Genomic DNA, 18,094 nt, shown 5'->3' on the forward strand with positions numbered 1-18,094 from the left:
GGTTGGATCATGGCGCTGAATTTAGAATGGCAACATCGGATCATGGGGTGGCGGCAGGAACTATCCAAGCACATATATCAGCCCTTGGGGGAGCTGAAGCTGGAAGCGGCATTCACCTTTAAGCAGCTGACATTGGATGAGGCCCTCACGCAATTGGAGTTTGAGCCGATTGCTCCTGGGACGACCTGGGGCGCGAAATGGGAATATGGCTGGTTCAAAGGTGAGATCACGATCCCTGAGTTTGGTGAGGGGCAGATGATTGCCTTGATGCCGGATGTGGGTATCGAGCCAACCATGATTATTGAGATCATTGACGGTAAGGTAACACCAATCTTGTCCGACACTGTGGCCGAAGCGGTGGTTTATGTCAACGGGGAATATGCCGGGGCAATTGACCATAAGCACAAAGTGATCCACCTGACTGATTCAGCACACGCCGGGGAGACCTTCTCGATTGTGCTGGAAGCCTATGCCGGGCATGGCCCCCGTGAGTGGCATGCCGGGCCGACCCCACCTGAACGCGAGACCGTGCCGGAGCCCCCGGATCAACAGTGCAAGGTTGGGCAGAGCCATTTTGGAATTTGGATGGAACCGGTTTATCAATTGCTAATGGATGTTGAAACCTTGTGGGACATCCGTGAGAACATCGATCCCGAATCGCTGCGCTTGATGGAGATTGATGACGGACTGAAGGATTTCTCTTTGATCGTTGATTTCGAGACAGACTTAGCAACAATGTTGGGTACCATTGAGGCGGCGCTTGAAAGGCTCAAACCACTGCTGGAAAAGCACAACGGGGATACCACCCCGGAGATGATCGGCTTTGGGCACGCGCATATTGACGTGGCCTGGCTTTGGCCACTGGCCGAGACGGAGCGTAAATGCGTGCGGACTTTCAGCACCCAACTTGCCCTGATGAAGCGTTATCCAGACTATAAATTCCTGCAGAGCCAGCCCCACCTTTACCGGATGGTCAAGCAGCATTACCCGGACCTCTACGCGCAGATACTGGATGCTGTCCAGCGAGGGCAATGGATTGCCGACGGAGCGTCTTGGGTGGAGCCGGACACTAACATCAGCAGTGGTGAAAGCCTGATCCGCCAGTTGATCCACGGCAAGCGGTTCTACCGCGAAGAATTCGGTGTGGAGAGCAAGCTGCTCTGGCTGCCGGATGTCTTTGGATACTCCGGCGCATTGCCGCAGATCATGCGGGGCTGTGGGGTGGAATATTTCTCGACCCAGAAGATCCTTTGGGCCTATAATGGCGGTGAGCAGTTCCCCTATAACACATTTATTTGGGCGGGGATTGATGGCTCCAAGGTGAAGGCCCATTTCCATAACGATTACAACAGTGAGACTAAACCGTCCACGGTGATCAAGCGCTGGCGGGAACGGCTGCAAAAGGAAGGCTTCTCCAAACGCCTTTATCCATTTGGGCATGGGGATGGTGGCGGCGGTCCGACGCGTGAACACCTGGAATATGTCCAGCGGGAAGGGGATCTGGAAGGCGTGCCGAAGTTCAGGATGGCTGCCCCAATGGATTTCTTCCGGGCGCAGGATGAAGAGGGCTGGCCGGATGTGATGTATACCGGTGAGCTTTATTTCCAGGCCCACCGCGGCACCTACACATCACAGGCTCGTACCAAAACGCTCAACCGGCGCAGTGAATTTGCCCTGCGGGAGGCGGAACTTTGGGGCGCGGCGGCTGGCCTGCTGGCAGATTTCAACTTCCCCTATGCGCTCTGGGATGAATCCTGGAAAACGGTGCTCTTGAACCAGTTCCATGATATTCTGCCAGGTTCTTCCATCCATCGGGTGTATGAGGAAGCTGAGGCCCAACTTGGCAGTGTGGTGAGCACAGCGGAAGGGATTGCTGAGGATGCTCGTGAAGCCCTGGTGGCGGGGGGAGAGGGGCTGACGGTGTTCAACTCACTTTCCTGGGATCGCAAGGAGATCATCCCCCTGCCGGACGGCATGACTGGATTAGTGGATGAAGCGGGGAAGCCAGTACCCACCCAGGTGGAGAGCGGGAAAACTTTTGCGGAAGTGACGATTCCTTCCTGCGGTTGGGCTGGATTTGGAATTGGAGAAGCAGAAATTCCCGAATCTAAGGTTATCGTGACTCCTAATTCGCTGGAAAACGACCTAATGAGAATTGAATTCAACGAATTCGGTGAAATTTGCAGCGTTTTCGATAAAATTGAGCAAAAAGAACTGGCGGCGGGGCTGTGTAACCGCTTCCGGATGTATCAGGACATCCCCAGTGCGTTTGATGCCTGGGATATTGATAGTATGTACAAGCTCTCCCCGGTAGACTTGCCTGAAAAGGCTGTTATTAAAATCTCTGCGGAAGGACCGCTGTTTGGCTCGCTGGTCATCACCCGCAAGCTGAACGAATCGATGGTCACTCAGACGGTAACCCTCAGACGGGGGTCCCGCCAGGTGGACTTTCACACGGTAGTCGACTGGCAGGAGCGGCATAAGCTGTTGAAGGTGGATTTCCCCGTGGAATATCATGTTACGGAAGCGTTGCACGAGATCCAATTCGGCCACCTGGCCCGGCCAACCCATCGCTCTAGGTCAATTGACCAGGATCGCTTCGAGGTCTGCAATCAAAAGTGGACAGCGCTGGCAGAACCAAAGCGCGGTTTCGCTATCCTGAACGATTCCAAGTATGGTGTGGATGTGCTGGGTAACAGCATCAACCTGACCCTGCTCAAATCCGCTATGGCGCCGGATATGACCGCTGACCGGGGCAGGCAGGAATTTACCTATGCCTTTACCTTCTGGAATACACCGCTGGCGGAAAGTGATCTTGTGCGGGAGGGGTACGAACTCAATATTCCGCTGCGGGTGACCTCCGGCTACCGGAAATCAGCCTCCCTGTTCCAGGTGAGCAAGGCCAATATTATTATCGAGACAGTAAAACCCGCTGAGGAGTCTGGCGCAGGGGATGTGGTGGTGCGGTGCTATGAAGCGCTGGGCAATACGACCCGCGCAACCCTGAGCACCAGCCTGCCCTTTGCCCATGCCTACCTGACGGATATGCTTGAAAATCCGCTGGAGGCGTTAGCGTTGGATGAGGGCGGGGTGAAACTTGAATTCCATCCCTTCGAAATCAAGACCTTGCGCCTTCGGGCTGGTGCTGGGTTGAAAGTGTAGATGTAGAAATAAAGTTATCAAAAAGCCCCTTTATGGGGCTTTTTGATATCAATTTGTCATCGCGAGGAACGAAGCGATCTCAATAATCTTGTTTGTCGATGAATTTTACTTCGCGACATCCGGCGCAGAGATGGCTTTCCCTTCCTGATAACCCGTACCGATGGGATCGCCAATTTTATAATAGCGGTTATCCAGCGCATAGATCAGAGGATCGAGAACGGTCAGGTCTGCTAGATGCTGTTTGCCTTCCACTTCAACAAAACAGTCCTCGTTGACATAGGTCTGGATGACCTTGCCAATGAAGATGTTGCGGTGCTCCAGGGTGACATGCTCCAATACTTCGCAGGCCAGGTTGACGGGACAGTCCTCGATCAGGGGGAGATCGGGCAGGCCTTCCGGGTCGGTGAAGAGCGTGAAGAGGTTGGCTTTATCCACATCGCGGCCGCTGACCCTGCCGCAGTAATCAGTTTTGGCCATCAGAGTGGTATTGGGGAAATTTAAACTAAATTGACCGGTCTGGGTGATTCCCAATTTGGAATGGGATTTCTCCCCTAGCGAGACGAACACATAAGGCGGTTTGATGCCCATGATCCCCACATCACCCACTTCAGTGACGTTGGGTTTGCCATCCACCAACACGCCCACCAGGGCAATTGGGACGGGATAGATCAGCGGGACCGGGCCGACGTGTTTTTTAGTTTTCATCAAGCCTCCGGCCAATAGGGTCCATAGGTCAGCACGGACTGAAACCAATCTACCAATCCAGGGCTGGCGATGACCTTCTCCTGCCAGTTCGGGAGGGCAAAGAAGTCATGGAAGCGGCCGGTCGTGATCTGGTCCAATGTCAGGGGGCGTTCCTTGGGAGGATAATCGAAGAAGTTGTCCACGGAGAAGAGATAGGTGTTTGGCAGGATCTCCCGCTCTTCCGCCGTGGTGGTCATCACAGTGGCGGCGGTGAGGGCGGCCTGGTGCATGAAGATGCCGTAGGCCTGGTTTTGTTGATAGAAAGCTTTGAACTCCGGAAGAGCAAAGGTCTGCTCGAGGCAATCCGCCCAGGTTCGCATCAGGCGCTTTTCAGGGCGCACTACCAGCAGGCCGGCATTCACATACAGCCGCAGTTCCACTTTATCAATGGCCGTAGTGATGGGGGTGAGGGCTTCAGCATCCATCGAGAAATGGACGAGGTACTTCTGCCAGAACTCGGGCAGCGGCGCATCAAGGGGCGCGCCGATGTTGGCAATATCCGTGGGCCTGAAGGCCAGGGCAACATTCTTGGGCAGGATGAAATCAAAAGGCGCCTGGTGGATGAAACCGGTTCGGTCATGCCAGGCCAGGATGACATCTTCCTTTTCGGCGCGTTCTTCGGCAACCGCGGCAGCCAGGACTTTCCCGGCAAAGGGGAATCGGCTGATGGCATCATCGAGGGGGAAGGGGATGATCTCAACATCGAGGTCTTGAAGCGCTTCCAAAGCTTGTCCCTGCAGGGACTGGCCTTCGGGTGTATAGATCCAAACCGGCAAATCAGCAAGTACGCCGCCGAAATCCCGCAGGCTCTTGACCAGCATCAGAGATTGCACTTCATAATTTTGGGCAGCAAAGAAACCTAAAACAACCTTTTCTTGATTACCCATTGTCTCTCCTTTTTGCGATGAAAGCGGTTTAATTTACAGTATAAAGGAAAAATCAATTAACTGGGCCCTCCTTAGGTGTCGTTTTTCCAATCTGGAAATAAAAATCCCGTAAGGCAAACCTCCCGGGATTAAATTTCATTAATTGGAATAACCTGGAGCATCATCCAAAAGGCGTTTCTCACCCTCCAGTGAGCGAATATGGGAGATTTCCTGCGAAACCTCGATGCAACCCCGATAGGCGCCACTCTCATCTCTTAGGGCAAAATAGCGGATATGGACAAAGGCTTCGCCAGCCTGGATCCAGAACTCAGCAACGTCCCGTTTGCCGGAACGGAAATCTTCCAGAATGATCTGCACCTTATGGACACTCTGTGGCGGGTGGCATTTGGTCACCGCCCGGCCGATGATCGCAGGGGAGCGATCAAAAATACGGTGCTTGCCCTGAGTGAAGTAGCGGACTTCGTCGTGCTCGTCAACAAAAGTGACATCTATGGGCAGGTTTGTGAGCATTAAATTGATTTGTTCCTGGCTCAAAAGGCCGGTATCAAGGTTTAGCAGGTTTTCCATATCTGTTCCTTTTAGTTGGGTAGTCAGAAGGGAGTCAGGGGATGGCTCAGGCTGCCAGCCGCTTTGCGGTTCGACATTGAAATAGCCGATCTGATCTTCCTGTGAGCGAATTTCTGACCATTCAGCATCGGTCAGACGGGTTATTGCCTCGGGAAAGAGAATTTTTTCTTCCTTGTATATCATTTCACGAATGGCATTGCCCAGGGGAACGAAGAGCCTGGCAACAGTTTCCTGGTCCGGCATATCCGCATTGAGAGCAGCCTGGAATTCCCGGAGCTGTTCTCTGATTTCATTATGGACGCCCCACATCACCGTAGATGGGCCCTCAAAGCCCTTCTTTTCCAGATAAGGGAAGAGCAGGTTTTCTTTGCGGGAATAGTGCTTTTCGATATTCCGAAGGTCATCAGTTTCACGGCGAAGGGCATCCAGTGCCTCAGGTTGGTCTTCATCCCAGCGGTTGATGCTTTCGGCCATCACTTCCAACAGGCGGACGATGACTTCATTTTCCATTCGGAAGGTGAAGACGGGATGGCCGGGGAGCGATTCGGGGGTTGGTTCTTCATCGAGGGAATCTCGGAAGACGGCAACATGCAGGTCGCAGAGGCGTTGAATCTCACCAACAGGAACACCCTCGGAAATCATGGCACGTTCAGCATCTGCAATTTCAGAAGCCGATGCGCCGCGGATAGCCTCACCAAACTCTTCTTGAAGGTCTGCCACACTTTCGCCTTTGTGGAGACGTTTGATGACTTCCAACAGGGCTTGCTTACGTTTTGTTACATTATCAATATGCTCGCTCATATGACTCTCCTAATTTGTAATGGATAAGGATTTACATGCCTTGGGACCAGCGGAAGGTCAATGGTGCCCGGATTGCATCGGTGGGACAGATATCTTCGCAAAGGGTGCAATAGGTGCAATTTTCCGGATGCAAATAGGTTGGACCTTGTTTTTCCATGACCAGGGCTCCCTCAGGACAGCCGGTGACACAAGCGCCACAAAGGGTGCATAGATTTTTGTTGATGATCGGCAGGGCTAGTTCATTCATCGGTGCTCCTTAATTAATCTATATAAATAGTATCAAATATATCCAAATAAGAATACGACTTAAGTCAGATTATGCAGGAGTCTGGGATGAATAAAAATTTTGGGCTAGGGCAGCGGAAGTTCAGCGATCTGATACAGCTTGGTTTTATCCAATAGGAGAATCTCGGAGTGGTCCTTTGTGATGAGATTCTCCTGTTCAAATTCTCGGAGTATACGCCCCACAATGTCCCGAGTGGTGCCGATTTCAGCAGCAATCTCATCTTGGGTCCAGCCATTGGCATTGGGATGGAGACTATCAGCGAGTTGTAGGAGGAATCGCGCCAATCTTGTCCGCACGGGAAAAAGAGACAGGTTGGTGATCTTATCTGTCAGATTTCCAATCCTACCGGCTAATTGCTTCAATAGTCGGGTCGAAAAATCAGGGTATTTCGTGATGAGATAATCAAAATCCGCTGCTGAGACGGCATAGAGGTCGACATCACTCAGGGCGTCGATAGTGGCTCGATTGTGTTGTGGGTTGGATAGCAAGGAGATGATATTTACAGGCTCGGGGCGGGAAAACCTGGCTAACACCTGAATGCGCCCCTCAGAATTCGTCCGGATAGTGCGCAAAATCCCCGAACGGATGAAGTAACCGTATTCCGCAGGCTCTTTTTCAATCAACAGGATCTCTCCACAGGAGATGTGACGCGGAATCAGGCGTGCCTCAATCGCACGTTGGGTTTCCGGTGATAGCTGCCTAAAGAGTGGAAAATTGTCGAGATCAGGGTCATTCATGCAGGTGGAATCCTAATTAACCGAGACTTGATTCATTTTACCAGACCGGAATACTTAAGTTGTCGAGATTACCAGAGGACTATTTCTGGTCTTTTACCACTTTGCGTGGTGATCCTCCGCCCAGCCGATGGCATCCTCAATCTGGTAAACTTCGCCCGAATCCGATTTCACGGTACCGCTGAAACGGCCGATCATCTGGTGCACTTCAGACCGAATCACGACAGCATCGGTTTTGGCGGTGCGCTCGAAGAAGGGGGTGAAGACCAGGTTGACTCGGTCAGTCTCAGTGGTTGTGAGCTTCCAGGGAGCCATGAAGTTCTGATTATCATAGGTGAAAGCGACATCTTCACTGAGCTTGAACAGCTTTCCATCCAGGCAGAGGCCGTTTTCGTTCAGCCCTGTGCCATCGGTCCAGCCGGCACCCAGGTTCACGCCCACCGTCCGGCTGTCCGCCAGGCGGGTGGAAAAACTGGACCAGTTCCAGAAGCACTCGTAGGGCCAAACACCGCGACCAAAATCCAAACAGGCGAAGGTGTCTTCACGGCTGAAGGTGATGACCTCATCGCCCCACTTCACCGTGCCCTCAGCGGGGAGGGTGTTTTGTTTGCTGGTGAATTGGAAGCGGTTGGATGACCAGGGGATGACGACATTGAGTGATTCGTGGTTTTCTGGATAGTAGACCTGGATGTCCACCTCAAGCGGTTTCCCTTCAAAATCCGGACAGCTTACTTTGATCTGTACGCCTTGATCGTTTTGCAGCAGGGCAACTGGCATGGCGGGGCTGTTATCCCGAACGTCCGCGGCTACCTCTGGGGGCATTTCGATACCGCCGCCAAAGGGATTGAGCAGGGTTTTCTCAACAAAGGCTTTGGTTTCAAAATCAAGAAGGTAGACAAAGGGCATTCCGAGGTAATCCACATCGGATAAGGTGACGGAGAACAGGTGGGTTGGGCTGACAATCGCCCAATAATTCCATTGTTTTTTGCGTAGCCAGTGCCCTTTGAGGTTGCAGTGATGCAGAGGATGGCGGCTCCAGCCAACGGCGGCCGGGTTCAGGTTGCCTTTGTCGTCACAAAGGTTGACGGGTTCGATAAGTTCGGGTTCCGGGTTTTTGGTGTTCAAAGATCTCTCCTGAAGTGAAAATTAGATAGGCCAGCCCCAGGGGCGCTGGTGAATGGTTTCAAAGGGTTGAATCTGGAATTTAAGCTCTGTCTCAGCCTCAATTAGGACGGCGTCAAAGGCGTTTTCAAGGGCGGCGCTAGCCCCTCTGATCTGGGAGACGACATCGGCTGCCCATTGGACGTAATCCCGCCGCCGTTTCAGGTTCCAACCATTAGGGGGTAATTCAAGCACGTCAGTGCAATTGGCCAGCTTATCCCCAAGTTTGACCAGGCGGGCTGGGTGAGATAGATCTGGTGCATGCAGGACCTGACGACGTTTGCGTTCAATCTTAGGAAGGGATTTGTCATCCGTGACTTCGAGGACAATTGTCAGGACGAAATCCCCAAAGCGGCTGGCGAGTTCAGTTCGGGTTGTGGATGTATCTTCAAGGGTATCGTGCAGAATGGCTGCTGAGAGTATTTCAGTATTTTGGATGCCGCCCACTTCCCATAGGATTTGAGCGACAGTGAGGGGGTGGGTGATGTAGGGGGAGCTGCGCTGGTCCTTGCGCACCTGGCCGCGGTGTTTTTTAGCGGCAAAGATCGCTGCAGAAAGAAGGGCGTTTACCTGAATTCCATCGGGCATCTATTTCCCCTGGATCGTGATTAATAATCAAGCGGTGCAGCCTGAGCTGCACCGGAGTTGGTCAAAATAGAATGATTAATCTTTCAGGCGGATCTCAATGATGGCGCCGTTAGCCACCTTGCGCATTTCGATCTGCTGGCTCTGGCTCTTCACCATGTGGCTGAGCTGGCGAGAACCGTAGGTGCGGGGGTCAAAGCCGGGGTCAATCCGGCGAAGCGCTGTACCGACTTCTGAGAGCCGGGTCCAGCCGTCATCGTCCGGGCCAACCATATCTACAGCCTGGCTGATCATATCCATCAGTTCGCGCTCCTGGGCGCTCATGTGGTTGGTTTTGCCCTTCCCATTGCTGCCATTCCGGCTTCGGCGACGCAGGTTTTCCGTATAGATGAATACGTTGCATGCGCTAACGAAAGCTCGCGGGGTGCTCTTCCGGCCAATTCCCACTACTAAGAGGCCGCTTTCCCGGATCCGAGTTGCCAGGCGGGTGTAATCGCTGTCACTGGAAACCAGGCAGAAGCCATCCACCTGGTGCATGTGGAGGATATCCATTGCGTCGATGATCATGGCGCTGTCGGTGGCGTTCTTGCCGACCGTGTAACGGAATTGCTGAATGGGTTGGAAGGCGTGAATGTTCAGAGTGTCCTTCCAGGAATTCATGTTGGGGGTGGTCCAATCGCCATATACCCGGCGGATGGTGGCGCTGCCGTATTTACCGGCTTCCACCAGGATCTCTTCGATCAAGGTCGCCTGGGCGTTATCACCATCAATTAGAATGGCGATTCGACGCTCAATATCCTCGAGTGTGTCTTGTGAAATTTGGTTGTGTCTTGCCATAGATAAATTATACCTGTCCTTATAGAGCCGACCAACAGTCAGACTCCGTGTTTTTTTATTGGTTATATTGTCTGCTGTGTTGTTTCGATTAATCTTATCATACCTTATTGGATGTAAATTGAATTAACTAAAATGCCAGGTGCGAACAAGGCACCTGGCTGATAAACCCTTTCCGAAAAATTAGGGTTAGTGGGTTCGGTTTTTCGCGTAGTATTTCTGGTGATATTCTTCGGCTTCGTAGAAATCACCGGAAGGGACAATTTCGGTCACGATTGGGAAGGGGAATTTGCCGGAATGGTTCAATTCTTCCAAAACGCGTTCCGCAATTTGGCGCTGCTCGTCGTTATGATAGAAAATGGCGGAGCGATATTGGCTGCCGATATCCGGCCCCTGACGATCCAAGGTGGTGGGGTTGTGGATCTCGAAGAAACGCCTGACCAGGGTCTCATAGTTGATTTTGTCCGGGTCATAACTCACCCGAACGGCTTCAGCATGCCCGGTTTGGTTGGTGCAAACCATCCGGTAGGTGGGGTTTTTAACCTCGCCGCCGGTATAGCCGACCATTGTTTCCAGGACGCCTGGGATCTTGCCAAGTTTATCTTCAACACCCCAGAAGCAGCCTGCTGCAAAAGTGGCACTTTTGATGGACATTATTCAGCCTCCTTACTTATTAAGGGTTCAAAGCGTAGAGAAACCGAATTCACGCAATACCGTAAGCCCGTTGGCTTGGGGCCGTCGTTAAAAACATGGCCCAGATGGGCGTCACAGCGGGCACAGGCGATTTCCGTCCGCCGCATGCCGTAGCTGTTATCGGGATGATACAGGATATGATCTTCAGCGACGGGTTGGAAGAAACTTGGCCAGCCGGTACCGGAGATGAACTTGTGGGTGGCGGAAAAGAGCGGCAGCCCGCAGCAAACGCAGTAATAGGTGCCGTCCTGCTTGTGGTCATAAAATGCCCCACAGAAGGGCGGTTCGGTGCCTTTACGCCGGGTGACCTGATATTGTTCCTCGGTCAGCTGCGCTCGCCATTCTTCATCGGTTTTGGTGATTCTCTCTATCATCTAAGCCTGCTCTTTCGCAATATTTATATATATTTTACCATTAATATGACAATAATGGTAAAATAAATCTGTAAATATACTGCTTCGATAAGCCATTTAAAAAGGCTGCCGAAAGGCAGCCTCTGTTTTATATTGGAGAAAATGGTAATTTATAAGCGGAAACCGCATGCCCGGAGGATGGTGAGGGCGATCAGCATGTGGCCGACATCCGTGGGGTGCACCCGGTCTGCGGTCCAGAAATCAGCGGGCTGGGAAAGCATGGCCCAGTCGAAGGCAGGCTGCAGGTGGATGACGGAGAGGTCAAATTCTTCGCCAAGGCGATCAATGGCGGCCTGGTAATCACTCAGCATTGCCCGGAAGGGGTCTTCGTGATTGGTTTCTGCCAGGAAGGGGGACACCAGTCGGACCTGAGATTGCGTGTTGGCCACGGTTTCCCTCAGACATTCGCGGTAGACCTTCTCGAATTCCGGCAGGGGAACAGCTTCTCTGCGGTCGAACTCAAAAAAGCGCCAGACATCATTGACCCCGATCAGGATAAAGAGCCAATCAGGATTGACAGCGATCACGTCTTCTGCCCAGCGATCCTTCAGGCTGGTGACACGGTCGCCATTCACGCCTTTATTGAGGACGGATAATTTAAGTTCCGGATAACCTGCTTGTAATAATTGCTGGATCTTGCAGACATAGCCATTCCCGAGGGGGGCAAAAGGTAAATCCCTGCGTCCGGAATCGGTCACACTGTCGCCGATGAATTCGATGGTCTGTTTGGCTTTGAATATCAGGGTCATTCTCAATTCTCCTGTCTCGGATGGGCGAATACGGGAATGCAATTACCTTTTTTTGACTATATTTTTTATTATAATCATGCTTGGTGCAACTGAACCTGGCCCAACGACCGGTTAATGGGCTGTACCGGAGAAGTGGAAATCAAAATATTTGGTTAAATAACCAAAATATTTGACAACTTCCCAAAAATATGCTATTCTCTGACCATAAGGAGTCACTCATGAGCGCTTTACCCCATAAATGTCCCAGTTGTTCAGCCCCACTTCAGGTCTCTCAACTTAGTTGTACTGAATGTGATACGGTTGTGATGGGGAGATATGATCTGAGCCCCCTTTTCAGGTTATCGGCCGAGAGCCTGAAATTTCTTGAAACCTTCATTCTCAACCGCGGGAACGTCAAGGAAATGGAACGGAATACCGGTCAATCCTATTGGGCGATCCGGCGGCGATTGGATGAAGTGATTGAGGAGATGGATCTTGAATCGGAGCCAGTAGAGCGGAATCTGCGCGATGAGCGCAAGGATATCCTGGCAAAGCTGAGCGCTGAAGAAATTGATGTCCATCAGGCGGCAGAACTATTGCGTCAACTGGGGAAGGAAAATCAATAACAAAGGAGTACGCAATGGAAAACGAAATGGATGTGATGGCTATATTGGATATGGTCTCATCCGGAAAGATTTCACCGGATGAGGGTGTTGAGCTTTTGGAAGCTCTGAAAGCAAGCCATCCCAAGCAAAGTACGCCCTATGAGGCCAGGGATACCCGCAGAATTGCAGATTTACGGGCCTCGTTGGAAGACGTCGGATTGAATGATGTGGATTTTGACGAGTTGAATCAGCTCCGCAGTTTTGGGCTGACTCCGGAAGGAGTACGCGAATTTTATGAGTTAGGCGTGGCACCGAAAGATTTGGATGATTGGGAATCGGTTACCATTCACAAGGTGACCCCAGGCTATATCCGTGAAATGATTGATGCAGGCTTGAAGGACCTGAACATTGACGAATTGGTCAACGCCAGGATTCACAAGGTAACTCCAGCGGTGGTCAGGGAGTTCACTGAATTGGGATATGTAGATCTGCCAATGGATAATCTGGTGGAATTTGCCATTCACCGGGTGCGTCCTGAGATGATCAAAGAATTTAAGGAAGCCGGCCTGGAGGACTTGACCACGGATGAATTGGTTGAGTGCCGGATTCACAAGATCACCCCTGAGTTTATCTGTGAATTTCGAGATTTGGGTTTGACGGATCTGCGGATGGACCAGCTCGTGGAGCTTCGGATCCATAATGTATCTGCCAAACTGCTCAAGGCTTTTCGTGACGTGTTGGGGGAGGATGTCAGCCTGGATGATGTGGTTGAGTTTCGGATTCACAGGGTTTCCCCAGAAGTAGTACGTGAATATTATGATCTGGGCGTTGAAGACTTTGACCGCGATAATCTGGTAGAATGCGCCATCCACCGGGTAAGGCCGGAATATATCCGCAAAATGCGTTCCACCGGCCTGGATTTCTCCATAGAAGATTTGGTGGAATGCCGGATCCACCGGGTGAGCGCTGAGTTTGTGCAATCCTTCCTGATTGATGAATTGGAAGGGCTCACGCTGCGGGATATCATCACTGCCAGGATCCACAAGATGCCGCCAGAGTTCCCGGTGGCTTACCGGCAGGCAGGTTTGTCGAATTGGCGTCCTGGGGACATCGGTGGATTTTATCAGTATCGTGTACCCGCCGAATATGTGAAGGGAATGCAAGCTGCCGGCATCGTGGAGGAAAGGGAAATTATCAAGGCTTTCAGGGCTGGCGTGAAGGTGGAAGAGGTCCAGACCGTTTTGAAAAACGGCTAGGATGGAGCCTAAACTGCATTGCATTCTAAGACTCATCAAGGCGTCCATTTGGACGCCTTTTTTTCTGCAGGAGGAAAGTCATGTTGACATGGGCTGTGATCGGGATTATTATATGCAGAGAAATATATATATTATTCTTTGAATATTATGACCTACACATCAACTTCTGACATTTTCCAATTGCTATCCCATCCTGTCCGGCTGCAGATTTTGGATGAGCTCCGCAGACGCGAATCCTGCGTTTGCCACCTGCAGGCCCTGACCGGCCGCCCTCAGGCCTATATCTCTCAACAGCTGCGTATCCTGCGGGAAGCGGACCTGGTGGTGGATGAGAAAGATGGCCAAAATGTCTATTATTACCTCCATGATGACCTGGTGAGAGATGTGCTGGACCAAACTTTGGGAAAAGCCGAAGGACCGCATCATTTACCGAATTGCAATTGCCCTTTTTGTTCCGGGGAGAAATAAAAAATTTAGCGGATTACATGCAGAAAAACATATATAAGGAGTTCGCTTGAACATTTTTAGTTATCTTAGTGGTTTACTGCAAGCAGGGTTGGGCGGCCTGGCCGCTTACCTTGCAGCGCATGTGTTATTATGCTTGCTGCCGGCCTTTTTCATCGCCGGTGCGCTGGCGGCCCTTCTGCCAAAGGAAGCGATCACACGTTTCCTCGGACGGGATGCTTCGCCCTGGATTTCCTATCCGGCTTCGGCCTTGGGCGGCTTCTTGTTGGCGGTCTGTTCCTGCACGATCATGCCGCTTTTTGCCAGCATCTATAAGAAGGGCGCAGGGATCGGCCCAGCTGTGACCTTCCTATTCGTGGGTCCGGCGGTGAATATCCTGGCGATTTCCTTCACCGGCGTTCAGATCGGGATGGACATTGCCCTGGCTCGGATCATTCTTTCCATCATTTTTGGTATTCTGATAGGTTTGGTAATGGCCTGGGTCTTCCGCAAGGATGATGCTGACCATGCTAAAGAGGCGGCGGAAAGCCAGGTTTTCAATGCTAAGGCAACCATTCCAGGGCGGGTGGTAGTTTTCTTCCTGCTGCTTCTCGGTGTGTTGATTGCCGGGACACTGCAGGTCGGTTTGCTGCGCGATGTGATCTTCTCGATCAATTTGCCAGGCACCTGGGCAATGACCCTTCAAGAGAGCCTGAACGGATTGATCCCACCCAATCCCGCGTTGGGGATTGAGGGTGTTTCTGTTCACGGTCTGCTGTTGATCGGACTGCTGGTGTTGATCGGATTGGCTTCCATTAAAGGCTTTAAGAACGTGGAAGAGGGGCTTTCTGGTTGGACTTTCCTAACCCTGGGTTTGATCACGTTGACCCTCGTTGTGGCTTCGTTGGGTGTCTCCGTGACTGAGGCTGGCCTGGCCCTGGGCGTCAATGGCCGTTTGATTTCGGAAATTGCGCTTTTCGGTGCGATCTGGTGGATGGGTGCGAAAGTGTTCTCGGCCACAGAGCGGCAGGAATGGCTGTGGGAAACATGGCGCTTCGTCAAGCAGATCATCCCGTTGTTGATCATAGGCGTCTTTGCTGCTTCCATGGCCCGGGCGTTGATCCCCGCTTCATGGATCCAGACGCTTGCCGGACGGAATACCATTTGGGCGAACCTGGTTGCGGTACTCTTCGGCGTGTTCATGTACTTCCCGACCCTGGTTGAGGTGCCGGTGGCGCAGACTTTCCTTTCGTTGGGTATGCACCGTGGACCGCTATTGGCCTATCTTCTGGCTGATCCGGAATTGAGCCTGCAATCGATCCTGATCACCAATTCCGTAATTGGCAAGAAAAAAACTGCGGTGTATGTATCCATGGTAACCGTATTCAGCACACTATCCGGCCTCATCTTTGGCTGGTTTATCAAATAAAAGGAGAATGGAAATGATTATCAAAGTTTTAGGCGGCGGCTGTCCGAAATGCAAGCGAGTGGAAGCAGAGACTCGAGCTGTGGCTGAAGAAATGGGTCTTGAGCCGGAATTAATCAAGGTGAAGGATATGGCGGAGATCATGGCATATGATGTGATGTCCACCCCGGCGTTGGTTATTGATGAAAAAGTAATGTGCTTTGGCCGGATCCCCGAAAAATCAGAAATTCGGGAATGGCTGGACGCGGCTAAATAATAAAATTATCTCCATCCTAAAAAGGCTGCTGGGTTTCAGTCCAGCAGCCTTTATTAATTTAAATTTTCTTCAAGAGGGTTGTCCAATTGTTCCTCGGGTTCGTCGAGGACAACGGGGGAGGGCAAAGTGACTTCCTTGACGAGGATCAGGAAGAGCAGCCCTGCCAGCCAGCGGCCAATAGCGGAGAGAACCGCCACGCCTTTGAAGGCGATGGTGGAGAAGAGCAGAGATCCCAGTGCCGCACCGCCAGCCAATGAAAGGGTCACCACGATTTGGTAGAGTGCGGAGAAACGAGCTCGCTTTTCCGGGGGCGTTTGGGTCAACAGGATATTGAAGCTCACAAGGTTAAAAGCGCCCCAAAGCGCACCGCTGAAGATTTCAATCAGGATCAATTGCCATGCTGTCTTGGCCCACAGGCCCCAAACAAGGGGGATAAAGGGGATCAGGAAAAGGGTGATGATTGCCAGCGTACGATTGCCCCATTTATCCGAAAGAGCGCCAATCTTGCGCTGCACCAACAGATTGGCGACGGTGTTGGTCACTGTGATCACACCGATGGTGGCAGCGGACATTTTCAGGGTATCCACCATATAGACATTGAAGAAAGGTCCGGCGATATTGAGAGAGAAATTCCAGAAGGCCGTAAAAGCACAGAAGAGTAAGAAGGCTTTTTGGCCTTTGACGGACTGGAAAATCTGCGATAGAGAGCTGTGTTCGGTCCGCAGGGTTCCATTTTCCTGGTTGTGATCTCTTAGCCGACTGAAGAAATACATGGAGGCCATCCCGAGGACAACCGCCGCGAGAAAAGCCAGTTCATATCCCAGCGGGGACCCAATGGCCGTGATGAGATTGCCGACGACCAGGGCAGCAACGATGCCTGAGACCCCCATAATGAAATTGCGGGTGCCAAAGTAGCGTCCCCGGCCTTCCAGGGGGATGATGTCCCCAGTGAGGGCGACCCAGCCGGGATAGGCAAAGTTATTGAGAGTCTCACGGAGCAAGGCCATACCCAGGATAACCCAGATCAGCCCGGCGGTTGGCACAAAGATCATGGGCAGCAAGGCGATCAGCAGGAGCATTAACCGGCTGCCACCGGATGCCCAGAGGGTGGTTTTCTTGCGTTCGCCGGTCCGCTCCACCAGCATGGCGGCGGGGAGCAATAACAGTGCTGCGGCCAGGTTGCTCAGGGAACTGAGCAGGCCGATTTGTTGGCTGGAAGCACCCAAATCTAATAGATAGATTGTAAGATAGGTTAGGATGATCTTGTCACTTGCCGCGGAGAAGAGACCATCGAAGAAGAAGAGGGTCAGGTTCCGGCGCTGACCTTCTGGCAGCATGGCAGCCCAGGCTCCACCCCAGGTAAATCGGATAAAATGACGCTTGAACCGCGCCCATCGTACATAAAAATTTTGAAAATTCATTTCACCCGAGATCAAACTTTCATATATTCGGGCATATCCAGCACGAAAATTGTTGCAGCATGTAGATTAGGTTTGTGAACTGTGCACCTGTTCTTGACGATGTCAATTACCAAGTCCACCTGTTTGGCTTCGAGACCCAGCAAAAGGGTTACATTGCCCTTCCGCAGGAAACCACCGGTACTTGTCAGACGGGTTACCGAAAAATCCATTCCGACCAAAGCTTCCAGCACGCGGTCGCTATCCTTATCTTGTATGATGATGGTCATCAACTTCATCGGAAACCTCAGATCTGATTGAATTCTTCAATGGGCAAGGCATAGAGGGTTGCACCACCTTCCTGGCTCTCCATAACCGGCAGTGACCCAAGTTCTCGCATCGAACGCATTTCAACCGGGATGAACTTGCGATATGGCTGGCAGTATTTGCGCACCAGAGTTTTGAGTGTATCCAGACGTTCATGTTTCAGTCCCAGCAGCAAGCACACTGTCGGCTCATGGAACAGGCTGCTCGCGCTGTCGATGGTAGTGAAGTAGAAATGTTGACGATTGAGGTTCGCTTCCAGCTTTTTGGATTGGGAGAGCGAAACAACGATCAAAACTAAAAGGTCAATATCCGGGTCGGGCATGCCTCATCTCCAGATCAATAGATAATTTACTGCTTTCATTTTACAATAAGATTATCATAACAATAGAGCAAATAACCCTCTTGGGCAAGAAAAGCTTCGTGGTAAAATCGGATTTAACCGCCCTTTAATACATAAGGTAAACATGAGCAATAAAAAACGTTCCACGCTGCTGATCGTCTTATTGGTTTCCATATTTATTTGCGCTTGTCCTGGTTTTGCGTTATTAATTCCTGGGGTTAATGCCTTCTTTGATGTGCTGCAAACTGGCAATGTCGTGAGCCAGGAAGATTACATTTGGGATATGGTTTTGAGCGGTGGGGCGATCCTCCTTGCATTGCTGGCGATTGCCGTCCCGATAATCTTATTTGTGGTCTGGCTCTTCACGCGAAAGTCAAAAGATCCCTATGACCAACGGGAACCCACTGGTGCTTCAGCGGATGACCCACTTCCCCCAACGCGATAATAA

Annotated in this window: 21 protein-coding genes; 7 read left to right on the forward strand and 14 right to left on the reverse strand. The window is 51.6% G+C overall.

Annotation, left to right across the window (positions count from 1 at the left end; all coding sequences use genetic code 11):
• Positions 1-9 precede the first annotated feature (9 nt).
• Positions 10-3,162, forward strand: a complete 3,153-nt coding sequence (locus JR338_00620) for an alpha-mannosidase (protein QRN83295.1) — start codon at positions 10-12, stop codon at positions 3,160-3,162.
• 105 nt (positions 3,163-3,267) lie between these two features.
• On the opposite strand, the gene JR338_00625 is transcribed toward JR338_00620, so the two are convergent.
• From JR338_00625 to JR338_00675, 11 genes are all read right to left on the reverse strand, one after another.
• On the reverse strand, positions 3,268-3,867 hold the full coding sequence (locus JR338_00625) for a flavin reductase family protein (GenBank protein QRN83296.1): 600 nt from the start codon (positions 3,865-3,867) through the stop codon (positions 3,268-3,270).
• Positions 3,867-4,793 (reverse strand): hypothetical protein, encoded by a 927-nt coding sequence (locus tag JR338_00630; GenBank protein QRN83297.1) that lies wholly within the window; start codon positions 4,791-4,793, stop codon positions 3,867-3,869. Before JR338_00630 ends, JR338_00625 begins: the two co-directional genes overlap by 1 nt.
• A 138-nt stretch (positions 4,794-4,931) precedes the next feature.
• Positions 4,932-6,161, reverse strand: a complete 1,230-nt coding sequence (locus JR338_00635) for a DUF438 domain-containing protein (protein ID QRN83298.1) — start codon at positions 6,159-6,161, stop codon at positions 4,932-4,934.
• 31 nt (positions 6,162-6,192) lie between these two features.
• Entirely contained in the window at positions 6,193-6,408 is a 216-nt protein-coding gene (locus tag JR338_00640) for a 4Fe-4S binding protein (GenBank protein QRN83299.1), read from the reverse strand.
• Positions 6,409-6,512: 104 nt separating this feature from the next.
• Positions 6,513-7,184 (reverse strand): Crp/Fnr family transcriptional regulator, encoded by a 672-nt coding sequence (locus tag JR338_00645; protein ID QRN83300.1) that lies wholly within the window; start codon positions 7,182-7,184, stop codon positions 6,513-6,515.
• A gap of 93 nt (positions 7,185-7,277) precedes the next feature.
• The gene (locus JR338_00650) at positions 7,278-8,306 is read right to left on the reverse strand and encodes a DUF2804 domain-containing protein (GenBank protein ID QRN83301.1); all 1,029 of its coding nucleotides are present in this window, start codon (positions 8,304-8,306) and stop codon (positions 7,278-7,280) included.
• 21 nt (positions 8,307-8,327) lie between these two features.
• Positions 8,328-8,930, reverse strand: coding sequence for a bifunctional (p)ppGpp synthetase/guanosine-3',5'-bis(diphosphate) 3'-pyrophosphohydrolase (locus JR338_00655; GenBank protein ID QRN83302.1), 603 nt, complete (start codon positions 8,928-8,930; stop codon positions 8,328-8,330).
• 75 nt (positions 8,931-9,005) lie between these two features.
• Positions 9,006-9,764, reverse strand: coding sequence for an NYN domain-containing protein (locus JR338_00660; protein QRN83303.1), 759 nt, complete (start codon positions 9,762-9,764; stop codon positions 9,006-9,008).
• A gap of 186 nt (positions 9,765-9,950) precedes the next feature.
• The gene (msrA, locus tag JR338_00665) at positions 9,951-10,415 is read right to left on the reverse strand and encodes a peptide-methionine (S)-S-oxide reductase MsrA (GenBank protein ID QRN83304.1); all 465 of its coding nucleotides are present in this window, start codon (positions 10,413-10,415) and stop codon (positions 9,951-9,953) included.
• A complete protein-coding gene (gene msrB / locus JR338_00670) occupies positions 10,415-10,828 on the reverse strand; it encodes a peptide-methionine (R)-S-oxide reductase MsrB (protein QRN83305.1) in 414 nt (137 codons plus the stop codon). Before msrB ends, msrA begins: the two co-directional genes overlap by 1 nt.
• A 149-nt stretch (positions 10,829-10,977) precedes the next feature.
• Positions 10,978-11,616, reverse strand: a complete 639-nt coding sequence (locus JR338_00675; protein QRN83306.1) for an SGNH/GDSL hydrolase family protein — start codon at positions 11,614-11,616, stop codon at positions 10,978-10,980.
• Between the two features lie 218 nt (positions 11,617-11,834).
• On the opposite strand from JR338_00675, the gene JR338_00680 reads away from it, so the two are divergent.
• The 5 genes from JR338_00680 to JR338_00700 all read left to right on the forward strand — a co-directional run bounded on the left by JR338_00680 (position 11,835) and on the right by JR338_00700 (position 15,582).
• A complete protein-coding gene (locus tag JR338_00680; protein ID QRN83307.1) occupies positions 11,835-12,221 on the forward strand; it encodes a DUF2089 domain-containing protein in 387 nt (128 codons plus the stop codon).
• 14 nt (positions 12,222-12,235) lie between these two features.
• Positions 12,236-13,456, forward strand: coding sequence for a hypothetical protein (locus tag JR338_00685; protein QRN83308.1), 1,221 nt, complete (start codon positions 12,236-12,238; stop codon positions 13,454-13,456).
• A gap of 147 nt (positions 13,457-13,603) precedes the next feature.
• Positions 13,604-13,924 (forward strand): winged helix-turn-helix transcriptional regulator, encoded by a 321-nt coding sequence (locus JR338_00690; GenBank protein QRN83309.1) that lies wholly within the window; start codon positions 13,604-13,606, stop codon positions 13,922-13,924.
• Positions 13,925-13,970: 46 nt separating this feature from the next.
• Positions 13,971-15,329 (forward strand): permease, encoded by a 1,359-nt coding sequence (locus JR338_00695; protein ID QRN83310.1) that lies wholly within the window; start codon positions 13,971-13,973, stop codon positions 15,327-15,329.
• Positions 15,330-15,342: 13 nt separating this feature from the next.
• Positions 15,343-15,582 (forward strand): TM0996/MTH895 family glutaredoxin-like protein, encoded by a 240-nt coding sequence (locus JR338_00700; protein QRN83311.1) that lies wholly within the window; start codon positions 15,343-15,345, stop codon positions 15,580-15,582.
• Between the two features lie 53 nt (positions 15,583-15,635).
• On the opposite strand, the gene JR338_00705 is transcribed toward JR338_00700, so the two are convergent.
• Genes JR338_00705 through JR338_00715 form a run of 3 tightly spaced genes read right to left on the reverse strand, consistent with a single transcriptional unit; the run spans position 15,636 to position 17,628 of the window.
• Positions 15,636-17,003, reverse strand: a complete 1,368-nt coding sequence (locus tag JR338_00705) for an MFS transporter (GenBank protein QRN83312.1) — start codon at positions 17,001-17,003, stop codon at positions 15,636-15,638.
• 11 nt (positions 17,004-17,014) lie between these two features.
• Positions 17,015-17,278, reverse strand: a complete 264-nt coding sequence (locus JR338_00710) for a cyclic-di-AMP receptor (protein ID QRN83313.1) — start codon at positions 17,276-17,278, stop codon at positions 17,015-17,017.
• Between the two features lie 8 nt (positions 17,279-17,286).
• The gene (locus JR338_00715; protein ID QRN83314.1) at positions 17,287-17,628 is read right to left on the reverse strand and encodes a cyclic-di-AMP receptor; all 342 of its coding nucleotides are present in this window, start codon (positions 17,626-17,628) and stop codon (positions 17,287-17,289) included.
• A gap of 142 nt (positions 17,629-17,770) precedes the next feature.
• Between JR338_00715 and JR338_00720 the strand changes: the two genes are divergently transcribed.
• Positions 17,771-18,091, forward strand: a complete 321-nt coding sequence (locus JR338_00720) for a hypothetical protein (GenBank protein QRN83315.1) — start codon at positions 17,771-17,773, stop codon at positions 18,089-18,091.
• Positions 18,092-18,094: the final 3 nt, after the last annotated feature.

This window comes from Chloroflexota bacterium (assembly GCA_016887485.1).
Lineage (GTDB): Bacteria > Chloroflexota > Anaerolineae > Anaerolineales > Anaerolineaceae > Brevifilum.

Coding starts and splice junctions, on each gene's coding strand:
- JR338_00620 (QRN83295.1), top strand. CDS start 10: ATGGCGCTGAATTTAGAATGGCAACATCGGATCATGGGGTGGCGGCAG.
- JR338_00625 (QRN83296.1), bottom strand. CDS start 3,867: ATGAAAACTAAAAAACACGTCGGCCCGGTCCCGCTGATCTATCCCGTC.
- JR338_00630 (QRN83297.1), bottom strand. CDS start 4,793: ATGGGTAATCAAGAAAAGGTTGTTTTAGGTTTCTTTGCTGCCCAAAAT.
- JR338_00635 (QRN83298.1), bottom strand. CDS start 6,161: ATGAGCGAGCATATTGATAATGTAACAAAACGTAAGCAAGCCCTGTTG.
- JR338_00640 (QRN83299.1), bottom strand. CDS start 6,408: ATGAATGAACTAGCCCTGCCGATCATCAACAAAAATCTATGCACCCTT.
- JR338_00645 (QRN83300.1), bottom strand. CDS start 7,184: ATGAATGACCCTGATCTCGACAATTTTCCACTCTTTAGGCAGCTATCA.
- JR338_00655 (QRN83302.1), bottom strand. CDS start 8,930: ATGCCCGATGGAATTCAGGTAAACGCCCTTCTTTCTGCAGCGATCTTT.
- JR338_00660 (QRN83303.1), bottom strand. CDS start 9,764: ATGGCAAGACACAACCAAATTTCACAAGACACACTCGAGGATATTGAG.
- msrA (QRN83304.1), bottom strand. CDS start 10,415: ATGTCCATCAAAAGTGCCACTTTTGCAGCAGGCTGCTTCTGGGGTGTT.
- msrB (QRN83305.1), bottom strand. CDS start 10,828: ATGATAGAGAGAATCACCAAAACCGATGAAGAATGGCGAGCGCAGCTG.
- JR338_00675 (QRN83306.1), bottom strand. CDS start 11,616: ATGACCCTGATATTCAAAGCCAAACAGACCATCGAATTCATCGGCGAC.
- JR338_00680 (QRN83307.1), top strand. CDS start 11,835: ATGAGCGCTTTACCCCATAAATGTCCCAGTTGTTCAGCCCCACTTCAG.
- JR338_00685 (QRN83308.1), top strand. CDS start 12,236: ATGGAAAACGAAATGGATGTGATGGCTATATTGGATATGGTCTCATCC.
- JR338_00690 (QRN83309.1), top strand. CDS start 13,604: ATGACCTACACATCAACTTCTGACATTTTCCAATTGCTATCCCATCCT.
- JR338_00700 (QRN83311.1), top strand. CDS start 15,343: ATGATTATCAAAGTTTTAGGCGGCGGCTGTCCGAAATGCAAGCGAGTG.
- JR338_00705 (QRN83312.1), bottom strand. CDS start 17,003: ATGAATTTTCAAAATTTTTATGTACGATGGGCGCGGTTCAAGCGTCAT.
- JR338_00710 (QRN83313.1), bottom strand. CDS start 17,278: ATGAAGTTGATGACCATCATCATACAAGATAAGGATAGCGACCGCGTG.
- JR338_00715 (QRN83314.1), bottom strand. CDS start 17,628: ATGCCCGACCCGGATATTGACCTTTTAGTTTTGATCGTTGTTTCGCTC.
- JR338_00720 (QRN83315.1), top strand. CDS start 17,771: ATGAGCAATAAAAAACGTTCCACGCTGCTGATCGTCTTATTGGTTTCC.